The organism is uncultured Polaribacter sp., from assembly GCF_947497695.1.
Taxonomy (GTDB): domain Bacteria; phylum Bacteroidota; class Bacteroidia; order Flavobacteriales; family Flavobacteriaceae; genus Polaribacter.
On record NZ_CANMHM010000002.1, the window covers coordinates 413038 to 424116 of the forward strand.

Here is an 11079-nt window from a genome sequence, read left to right on the forward strand (position 1 = left end):
ATTAGCATTTGCTTTTAGTGAAACCAACTTTTACTAATTACTTTACAAATAAAAATTTATACTCTTATTGGCTTTTTTTTGATTTTATAGGTGCTTTACAATTTCTTTTTAAATTGAAATTTTAATGATTTTAATAATATTCATTTAAAATTACCAATAAGCACTTATAAAAACAATGCAACAAAGATGGAATGTTATCTAATTATCTGCTTTTTATTATTAATTACTGGGTGCGCGTTGGATGTGCGGCTATTTTACATAATGGCGTTATAGTGCCTGGAGTTTTTACGGAAGAGCAGTATAACTGCGCATTATGTAAAGATAGCTTTGGGGAGTTTTGTGTTTTATGAAATAATAAACACGCGTTGCTTTTTAGAGTTGTGTAATGAGTTTGCGAATGGAACAAGCTCTAAAATGCAACTACCTATAGATTTTAAAACGCTAAACTTGCATTGGCGCGCGGAACAAACCAAAAGACAAAGGTTTTTTGCTTTTTTAGCAATAAATTGGGTTTTGGTTTGTGGGGATTTTAATTTTTATTGAATTATTTCTTTTGTAAGAGTATCAGATAGTTCTTTATCGAAATTTATCCCTTTCAATTTTAATTCCTCTTTTATTGTGTTTTTAAATTCTAATTTATCTACTAAATTTCTATGACGATGTTTGTACTGTTTAAACAAATCATCCCAAGTCATTGCGTAAATTTCAAAATTATTTATAGATTGAACAAGAAACCGTTTTCCTTTATTACTTTGATTTAAATAAAGGCCTTTTATAAAACTATCAACTTCTTTACCTACTAAAATAAATTTCCATTGCCTTAATTGACTATTAAATTTAACTTCATTTACAATGAAATTTAAATAATCTTCTATTTGACGATATTGTTCTTTACCAATAGTAACAGAAGGTCTTTTTAGTTCGACTATGATGTTCTCTTCAATAATATCATCATCTGAATTTGGGTCTGGAATATTTGATTTACGACAAATAAATATATCTGGTCTTCTTAATTTTTCTTGTTGATTTACTTCACTAATTATAGGTTTTTTGTTGTCATTCAATTCTAAAAAATTAAGATAATTATTTAAAACAATTTCAAAATTATCATCAGCAGAAACCAAATGATATTTTTCACCAAATAACCAGTAATTATTTTCTATAACTTTTTGAATATGATCTCTTTCATTAGTGAATTTTTCTAAATCAAAAATCAAAATCTTTAAAGTTTCAACAACAGTATGTCTATTCTCTAAAAGTTTAACTAAACTTAAAATATGAGTGAATTTTGTTTTACTTAATGTTTCTGATAATTCTGTTCTTTCATCATCTGTCAGATTAACAATACCGTCAATAATCGTTAATATTTTATCACGTTCTTCAGAATCTAAAAGCAAATTAAGAAAACCAACTAATGTTTTACTTTGTGTGTTATTTAGTTTGTGGAAGATTTTTGGTTCAGCACAATAAAGTTCTTTTACTACATTCTCTAAATCATCTTTTCTTAATTGTTCATATTTAGTATTTTTAAAAAAAGGAAATACTTTATCTTTTCTATATTTAATAATTAAATCTTCAGCTTTATTATCTTTTATGTACTCTTTTTCTTTTTTTGATATAAAATCTTTCAAATGAGAAACGAGTAATTTAAACGTTTCATCTTGTTGATTTTTATCTGTAGATGGGGCATCAATTTTCGTAGGTAAAAAATCATTAAAATAACCTGATTCAACATAAACGGAATGATGAAAATCTATAGCTCCGTTGTTAAAAGAAGTGTGAACTCGGTGTTTTTCAATTTTATTACTATTTAAAAAATAATTAAAATATTTATCTCCAATTTTTTTTGACCATCTAACATAGGATACTTTAAATTTATTATCAATAATTGTAGTTTCAAAATCTTCTGAATCAGCTATAATTCTATTATAATCAATCCTTGTTCCATTAACTATTATTCTATAATCTCTCTGTTTGTTTAAATGCAGAAACCAACCAAACTCACCTGCTAAAAAATCAAAAAAAGTTTCATTATCCAATTGATCACCAAACAAATCAAAAAAGCCATCAAAAGAAACTATAGTACCTGTATTGATTTTAACTATTTTCTTTTCACTTTCTATACCATAATTTTGACTATCTTCTTTATTGATAATAATGGAATATTGAAAATTTTTATCATCTTGATTGAAAACTGTATCCCATTGTGATTGATTGGCAAATGTTGTAAATGAATAACGACCTTTACCTTTTTTACCTTTAATAAAACCTGTTTTTGAAAAAGTAAATGCTTTTTGAGAATCTTGAAACTTACCAAATGTATTTTCAATATCTGATAAATTAATACCTATACCATTATCTGAAATTGATAAATTATTTAAGTAACCTATCTCATTTGAAACATAATCTATATTAATAGTAGTTGCTTGAGCATCGAAACCATTCCAAATATATTCTGCAATAGCTTTATAACCACTTGGTAATCCACTTTGTTCAATACTTTTAGATGTGATTCTTGAGGTATATTTCTTCATAGATTGTAAAAATAACAAAAAGCATTAATTGATAAGATTTTATATCTTTTTATTTTTTAACGATAAGACAAATTTATAGTTGTAAAAAGAAATTATTTCAAATACACACCTAAATTTTCCACCCACTCTTTCTACCCACTTACGGAAGTATATAGTTTATTTTCCAATGACCACCTTTTGCGCTTCCTACTCTTACAATAAGCCCACGATCTTTTAAAACATTTAGATTATTATCAATGGCAGTAGCACTTAACTCCACTATTTCTTCTAATTCTCTTTTAGAAACTTTATTATTTTTATGAATAGCTTTGATAATATTAATTCTATTATCTGTTAGATTATCTACCCACTTATCTACCCACTTATTAAAATCGAAAGGTCTTCTAAATGTTACCGTAAATATACCTTCAGTATTAAATTCTGGTGGAGTTAAATTATTTTCTAACATTAAATCTCTCATTCTACTAATACCAGAACCTACTTGCTCTACCATTCTTATTCTTTCGAAAAGACCAAATATTAAAGGGTTTCTACTTAAACTTCTTTTTCCAAATTCATTTTTAGGAATTCCACTTACTAAACCTCCAGGATTAGAAATTTCAATTCTATCATTAAAAACTTCCACAGAAATACGAGCTCCTTTATCATAATAATCTCTATGTGCTAAAGCATTAATAATAGCTTCTTTAAAAACTGTTTCAGGAATTTCCCAAATTTCTTTTCGAGGTTGTGAACCATTTCCTTCAATGTCATAACGAACATTTAGTTTTGTTTTTAACCAAGTCATTGTTTGAAGAAATTGCTGATATAAAGTACCAGACATTATTTTATCATCAGTAATATATCTTTTATCAATACCATCAAAAACAATACATCTAATTACAGCTTTGTCAAAAAATTGTACTGGATTTTCTGCAAAGAATAAAGTAGCACCATTTTTAAGGAAGCCTTCTTTGGTTACTAATTTTAAATTATTGAATACTTGCTCGTTAGAAACTGTAGTACCTAAACCTGCTAATTCTCTAAATTGATTGATATTGGCATCAGGAATATCTTTAGTTACATCTATTGTTTTACAAGGCGCCTCATCATAATAAATCTTATCAGCTTGCTGAAAGAAATCTCTCATTTCTTCTACCGTGGTTAATTTTTGAGAATTAGGACCTTGTCGAACATAAATTGCTCCAGAAAGGACATAAGGTTTATTTACACCTGAAGGAACTTCAATTATTACAATTTCTTTTTCATCAATAGTTGTCGTATAAATATTGCAAAGTAATGTTGGTGTAATTTCATTTATTGAATTCTGCAAAGCGGAACGTTTTACATTGTTAAACGTAACTCCTTTAACATTATTAGCATCATCAACACCCAAAATAAGAGCACCACCAGATGCATTTGCAAAAGCACAAATTTCTTCTGTAACCTCTTTTATTTTATTTGGAATTCTTACTTTAAATTCAAGGTTAAAGCCTTCTCCTGAATTTATAAGTGATTTTATTTCGTTGATACTTAACATAAAATTATAGCTATACACAAATCTATTAAAATTGTTTGGTTTTTAGTCTTTGCATTACACTTTTATCGATGTTGAGTAGGTGTTGCCTTTATACTCGCTTATCTAAACTTTCTTTATCAAAAGCAATCAAATTAAATAATTCTCGCATTCTGGAACGTACACGAATACCATATCTGCTCTCTAATTCTTGTGCATTTAAGTTTGTAGTGGTGTGTGTTCTAATTTTACGTTTTAAGAACAAATCATAGCGAGAAAGAAGTATTTCTCCCATTACATTGCAATCTTTACCAAAATGTCTTCCTGTGGTTTCTACACCTAAATCATCAAAACAATAAAAGCCATTATTACCATAATCTTCAATAATTTTAAAACCACTTTTATTAAAACTGAAAGTGATATTTCTTGCAGGAATTAGACTATGTTGATTTTGATGAGGTACAATAAACGGTAATAATTGCATCAAACTGGTTTTACCACAACCAACAGGGCCAGATAATAAAATTCCTTTGTTAGGATCTATCTTTAATTTTCTACAAGTTTCAAAATCACGAATGAAATAGATACATAGTTTATATAAAACAGTTTCATCTTCTGAATATATTTTGAAATTTTTACCAAATAATAGTTTGCCTTTTGCTTCTAAATAGATTAACATTTTTGGAAAATCGTATATTATTTGATTTCCCTTTTGTTCGCCTAATTGAAATTGCACACTTCCTTCTTGAATGATATGTGGTTGTATTTTAATCATAAAGGTTCGTTGTAATTTTTATTTTTACTGGTCTTTAGGTTGTCTTGATTTTGGCTAACTGATTTATTCGTTTCTTTATTTTTTATTTCTTCAGCTTTTATCATCCAGTTTTTAGCTGTTGCTTGCCAATTGACAATTATTGTTTTGCCGCCAACTTTCCAACCAATACCCTGGTAATGATTAAAGAATTTTTGTGCTTCAATTATTGGCCATTTTTCTTTTTTAAAAAAATCAATAACTATTTTTTCATTTTTGGGCTGGTCAAGTTTATTAATGTTTTTATTGTTTCTATTAGTTTGTATATGTTTATTAATAGATACCAGTGCTTGTCCACTGCTTGTCTCGATATTGGTATTGTTGTGTACCAGAGCTTGTCCAGTACTTGTCTCGAATTTGAACATCTTAATTTTACTTCCTTTATAAGGGTTATGTGATGGATAATAAATTATATATTTCCAATGACTTAATTCTTTAATACACTTGTGATAGGTAGATTTTGAACCTATTTTAGAAAAACGCATTACCTCTTCACGATTTATATAGAATTCTTCTAAAAACCGATTGTTATTCCAAATTTGAAATAATGCTACATACAGGCTAATGTGTGTCGGATTTAAACGATTGTCTTTTGAGAATTGAAAGAATACACCTTTAAGGTGTTTTATAAAATTTACGTTTTGCATAAAGTAAGATTTCTCGATAACTGCGTTACATACTTTCAATGAAAATGTATTTTCATCTACAGCAATGCTCGAAATGACAGGATATTTTAACTTTAGAATTTATTATGAATGCGATTTTCTTCTAAAACTTTTACAATTTCTTCATAATCATAGTAAATTACACCACCTACTTTAGAATAGGGAAGTGTACCATTAATTCTTAAATTTTGTAAAGTACCTGGAGAAATACTTAATAAATCTCTAACTTCTGGAGATTTCAGCCATTTTTTTGGTGCAAAGCTAGATTGATGATTAATCATTGCTTTGATGTCTTCTAATAATTCTTCTTTGAACTCTCTTAAATCTTCTGTGGTAATAATTGATGTTGGCATTTGAAAACGGTTTTAATGAAAGAAGAAGCTGTTGATTTACCCCCATTAAAAAAAACAACTCCTTCTTTCTGATTTGACTTTCGTTTGCAAATATGTGCTGAATTATTAAGTTTTACACACAAGCTACACCCAACTTGGGTGTTTTTACTCACTCATTATTAATGTGTTATAATGATTTATTTTAGTTTTTTGATTTTTAAATTAGCATAACAAAAAAGTGCAAATTATATGAAAATAATTTGCACTTTAAAACACCCAAGTTGGGTAATTATTCTTCTGACTCTATCATTTTTTTTAAAAGCGATTCTCTTATTTTATCTATAAATTTTGTTTGGTTTATTTTTCTTGATTTTATTTCTAAAAATGTTCTGTAATAATCGCCTAATTCAATATTAAACATCTGCTCACAAACCGATGCCAATTCTTTGATATCTGCTGTACCACTATTAATTGCTCCTGAACTATGTAGTGCATAAATCAATTCTATTAGATCTGTTTTGTTACCAGTCCAGAATAATTTTGATTGTTTCTTAAAGGCTCCATAATTTGTTTCCATTGTACTATAATTTTCAAGTTTATCTATTTCTATTTTTAAATAGATGATTAACATATCATAAGCAAGTATTGTTGCAACAGAAGAATCGTGACTTGTTGAAAACGTATCATCAGTAAAAAAAGAAAGTGAATCTGGAAATAATCTTAAATCTACTTTACCTCTCATAAAATATTCTTCATCGAGAAATTTAGCACCTCTTCTAAAATAATGATAAAACTCTAAATTATCATTAAAATAATTTTGCAGTTTATCAATATGATTATTAAAGTATTTAATTTGTGATTTATTACTACTTCGTGGTCTTTTACTTTCTATATTAAATAATTTTACATAATAAATTAATTTGCTAAAAACATAAGGTTTAGAATTTTTAAAAAAATGAATTTCTTCACTTTTAGAAATCGTTCTGATTTTAAGAAACAAATTTTTTATTTGACCTAAAACTCGTTTCGTAATTCTTATACCTTCTTCTGCTCTTTCAATTGCACCTTCAATTTCTTTTTCTAAAAACTCTAAATTGTGATCTAATTCTTTAATAATTTTTTCAATCTTTTTCAATTTTCATAATCTGGAGGAAATCATCTTATAGCAAAAATGATTTTTGTTACTATTCTATTTATTGGTTCATTTCCATAGTATGGTCATATTTACAACAACCAGGTAAATTATCATAAGCATCTAAATCTCCTATCGCTTTTTCTGTATCATAACCAGAAGCTGCAATTGCTTTATGAATAGCCATTTCATTAGTTTTACTTTCATCAAAAGAAACAGCAATTTTCTTTTTATCTACATCCCAATCTGCAGTTGCAACACCTTCAACATTGTTTGCTGCTTTTTCTATGGTACTTTTACACATACCACAGTTTCCTCTTACACCAAAAGAAATTTCTGTTGTTGCCACTTCTTTAGAAACTTCAGTTTTGTTGGTGTTTGTTTCTTTTTTACCTTCGTTTTTACAGCTTGCGAATACTGTTGCTGCAATAATTACTGCACTTAAAATTACTTTTTTCATTTGTTTAAAATTTAATTATTAATTTGTTTTATTATTCTATTACTTGTTTTACTTCACCACAGGTTAACATTTTATCACCATAATAAGGATTTATTACTTTATCTTCTTTACTTAACCAATACGCACCCTTGTTACTGTTTGCCATTGGGCAGAATTCTACAAACACTTTTGTGTTGATTCCGAATATTTGAATTGCTTTTATTAAGTTTAAAGACAAATTTTTAAAATGACTTCTTTGTTCTTCAATATTTGATGCTTTAGAAATTGATGTTGTATAAATATTTATTTCTTTTACTAAAGACATCCAATCTGTATGAATTTTATTATCTTTTAGTAATTTCATATCTACTTTAGATATGTTTTCTAATATCATTTTTGATGCTAAAATTGATTTATTAGTTTCTTCTTTAACCAAAGCATCTTTTAATTTTATATACTCATTAAAAACTGTTTTTAATTGATTTTGAAAATCTTCTGACACTTCTACTCTCTCGTTTTTATTGAAATTGTTTGTTATTGATGAAGTATTCTTTTCCATACCAAGATGATTTTCGTGACCTGTCATTGCTTCACCACCTTTTTTATTCATCATAGATTTTTTGCCTTGCAATTGAGCTGCTGCATCAACCGTAAAAGTTCCATTAGTTACAATTTCATCTTCATTTTTTAAACCTTTTAAAACTTCGTATTTATCGCCAATTCTATTGCCTAATGTAATTTCGCGCATTTCAAAAACAGGAGCATTCTCATTTGTTTTTACATAAACAACAGAGCGTTTTCCTGTCCATAAAACTGCTGATGCTGGTATAGAAATAATTGCTCCTTTATCGGAATTGATTCCTTTAATTTTTCCTTCAACAAACATTCCTGGTTTTAATAGGTTGTTTCTATTATTAAGTACAACTCTTAATTTTACGGTTCTTGTTTTTGTATCTAATACAGGATCTATAAAATCTACTTTTGCATTAATTACTTTATTGGTATTTGTTGTTATAGAAATTTCTTGACCTTTTTTAAACAAACTAATCTGATTTTCATACACATCAAAATTTGCCCAAAGAGTGTTAAAGTTTGCTATTTTAAATAAAGGTTGCCCTTGTTTTACAGACGCTCCTTCTGCTACTAATTTTTCTGAAACTGTACCAGAAACAGTTGCATACACAGGAAAGTTTTCTTTTACTTTACCTGATGTCTCAATTTGATTAATTTGAGTTTCTGAAAGTTTCCATAATTTCAATTTGTTACGAACAGCTTTGTATAATGCTGGTTGTGTTTCTTTTAAAGATGAAGCTGTAATTAATTCTTGTTGTGCAGCAAATAATTCTGGTGAATAAATAGTTGCTAATAGTTGCCCTTTATTAACCTTTACACCTGTAGAATTGATGTTTAAACGTTCTATTCTACCAGAGAAATAACTTACTTGTATAGCATTTTCTTCTTCATTTTCTACAATTTTTCCTGATAATATAATTCCATTATTTTCTACTTTATCATTACCAACAATAGACGTTTGAATATTTGCTAAAGCCATTGCATTTTCTGTCAGTTTAAATTCGTCTGCCATTAAACCATCTGAACTATTTTCTGCAGGAATTAAATCCATACCACAAATTGGGCAATCACCAGGTTCTGGTTGCATAATTTGAGGATGCATAGAACACGTCCACATTTGACTTTTTGTAGAAACTTCATTGTGATTGTGAGTTGTCTTATCAGAAGAATTTCCGAAGAAAAAATAGCCCAACAACACACCGAAAGCAAGTATTCCCAAATAGATTGCTATATTTTTATTTTTCATTTTCTAAACGTTTTATCATCGCTTTCATTTCTTCAATTTCTCTTTTCTGCGCTTTAATAATATCTTCTGCCAATTTTTTAACTTCTGGGTCTTTAATATCAGCTCTTCCACTTGTAAGGATTGCAATTGAATGATGTGGAATCATAGCTTTCATCCAAAGAATGTCGCCAACTGTAGATTTTTGTTCACGAACCAAACCTAATGAACCTGCAAAAAGAACAAAACTTCCAATAAGAATTGCAATGTTTTTTTTCTTATTCTCATACATATTTCTCATAAAAAACCACATAATTACTGCCATTGTAGAAGTACCTAAACAAACCATATAAAAGCGTGTTAGACTAAAATATACGTGGTCAAATTCATAGGTATTTAAATACATAGTTATGTACATCGCTATAAAAGATAAACCTAACATTAAAAAGAATTTGGTGTAATTGCTCATACTTTTATTATTGTTTTTGTGTTCATTTGAATTCATAATTTTTCTATTTTAAATTGTTAACATTAATATTGCCATAACTATCATAATGGTATTTTCTATAAACGTAGCCTCTGTCATTGGTAACTTTAAAGCAGTACCAAGACAAGCGCATCTAATTGCTTTTTTGTCTAAAAGTGTTTTTGTAACTCCAATTGTAGTAACACCTAAAATAACCAGTGTAATTATTAGGGCTATAGTTATTTCAAAACGCATTAAAAACATTAGACCTAATGCAGTTTCTATAAAGGGATAAATTTTAGCATAAATAGGAACTCTTTTTGCCAAAGGATCATACATTCTAAATGAATCTGGAAATCCTTTTAAATCTAACATTTTAAAAAAGCTAAATACAATGTAGAATAAACCCATAAAATCGAGCATAAAACTACTCCAATTCCAGTTTTTGTAATTCAATAAAATGCCTGCAGTTGTAATATAAAAGATGATTAGAAATAATGGTTTTAATTGCTGGAATTTTGATTTTTCAAATTCTTCACCAAAATCTACTGCTGGTATTTCTTTCTTTTCTTCTTTTTTTTCTGAAAGTGTATATTTTTCTGGTAAAGCATCTTTTAAAACTTTGGTTTCTATATGTTTTTCCATTGTAACTTCTGCTTCACCTCTTTCGAGATTTACAGAAACATTGGTAACATTATTTATAATTCCTAAATATTTTTCTACGGAAGCTTTGCAATTTCCACAAGTCATTCCTGTAATATTATACGTGTGTTTCATTATTAAATATTTTAAATTAATCTGTAAAATTACAATGAGCTTTTCTAATTTACTTTTCTAATTATGGATCATATTTATACAATTTTGTCTAAAGACTTTCTATTCCATATCTCTGATTTTTTATAATCTGTCATTGTAATACCTGTATTATTTTTAAATTGTTTTGCTAAATGACTGCTATTATTATAGTTTAAACTGTACGCTATTTCTGTAAAGTTTAAGTCATTTAGTTGGATGTGTTCTTTTACTTTTTCAATTTTGAGACTTATAAAATATTTCTCAAGTGTTATGCCTTCAGATTTACTAAAAGACTTGCTTAAAAAAGAATATGTTTTACCTAATTCGTTTGCTAATTCAGAAAGTATATAGTCTGTATCACTTTTATCAATATGTTTAATTAGTGCTATTTTAATTTTTTCTATCAAAGCTTTTGATGTCTCTTTAATAATTTCGAAACCTTCCTTTTTTAATGCCTTTTCAAGTTTTTCAAAATTATTATTGTCATTTTCTTTTATCTCAACTTTACCAAGTTCTATAGACAAGATCTGAAAACCTAAATTATTAAATAACTGATGAACAACTGTTTTACATCTGTTACAAACCATATTTTTTATATTTAGTGTTTGCATCTTT

General features: G+C 27.6%; 11 protein-coding genes. All 11 read right to left on the reverse strand.

The features are described 5' to 3' along the window. Positions 1-536 precede the first annotated feature (536 nt). The gene (locus Q0731_RS04130) at positions 537-2534 is read right to left on the reverse strand and encodes an ATP-binding protein (RefSeq protein WP_299060260.1); all 1998 of its coding nucleotides are present in this window, start codon (positions 2532-2534) and stop codon (positions 537-539) included. 139 nt (positions 2535-2673) lie between these two features. Beyond that, positions 2674-4053, reverse strand: coding sequence for an ATP-binding protein (locus Q0731_RS04135; protein ID WP_299060262.1), 1380 nt, complete (start codon positions 4051-4053; stop codon positions 2674-2676). A gap of 88 nt (positions 4054-4141) precedes the next feature. Further along, the gene (locus tag Q0731_RS04140; protein ID WP_299060264.1) at positions 4142-4804 is read right to left on the reverse strand and encodes an ATPase; all 663 of its coding nucleotides are present in this window, start codon (positions 4802-4804) and stop codon (positions 4142-4144) included. Continuing rightward, positions 4801-5487 (reverse strand): hypothetical protein, encoded by a 687-nt coding sequence (locus Q0731_RS04145; protein ID WP_299060266.1) that lies wholly within the window; start codon positions 5485-5487, stop codon positions 4801-4803. Before Q0731_RS04145 ends, Q0731_RS04140 begins: the two co-directional genes overlap by 4 nt. A 92-nt stretch (positions 5488-5579) precedes the next feature. Further along, positions 5580-5858, reverse strand: a complete 279-nt coding sequence (locus Q0731_RS04150; protein WP_299060268.1) for a helix-turn-helix domain-containing protein — start codon at positions 5856-5858, stop codon at positions 5580-5582. A gap of 268 nt (positions 5859-6126) precedes the next feature. Then, entirely contained in the window at positions 6127-6972 is an 846-nt protein-coding gene (locus tag Q0731_RS04155; RefSeq protein ID WP_299060270.1) for an RteC domain-containing protein, read from the reverse strand. Positions 6973-7030: 58 nt separating this feature from the next. After that, on the reverse strand, positions 7031-7429 hold the full coding sequence (locus Q0731_RS04160) for a heavy-metal-associated domain-containing protein (RefSeq protein ID WP_299060272.1): 399 nt from the start codon (positions 7427-7429) through the stop codon (positions 7031-7033). A gap of 31 nt (positions 7430-7460) precedes the next feature. Beyond that, the gene (locus Q0731_RS04165; protein ID WP_299060275.1) at positions 7461-9227 is read right to left on the reverse strand and encodes an efflux RND transporter periplasmic adaptor subunit; all 1767 of its coding nucleotides are present in this window, start codon (positions 9225-9227) and stop codon (positions 7461-7463) included. Continuing rightward, a complete protein-coding gene (locus Q0731_RS04170) occupies positions 9217-9708 on the reverse strand; it encodes a DUF305 domain-containing protein (protein WP_299060278.1) in 492 nt (163 codons plus the stop codon). The genes Q0731_RS04165 and Q0731_RS04170 overlap by 11 nt, the downstream gene beginning before the upstream one ends. Positions 9709-9720: 12 nt before the next feature. Next, positions 9721-10446 carry a heavy-metal-associated domain-containing protein gene (locus Q0731_RS04175; protein ID WP_299060281.1) on the reverse strand — a complete coding sequence of 242 codons (726 nt, stop codon included), beginning with the start codon at positions 10444-10446 and terminating at the stop codon, positions 9721-9723. Between the two features lie 74 nt (positions 10447-10520). Next, the gene (locus Q0731_RS04180; RefSeq protein WP_254712389.1) at positions 10521-11075 is read right to left on the reverse strand and encodes an AraC family transcriptional regulator; all 555 of its coding nucleotides are present in this window, start codon (positions 11073-11075) and stop codon (positions 10521-10523) included. Positions 11076-11079: the final 4 nt, after the last annotated feature.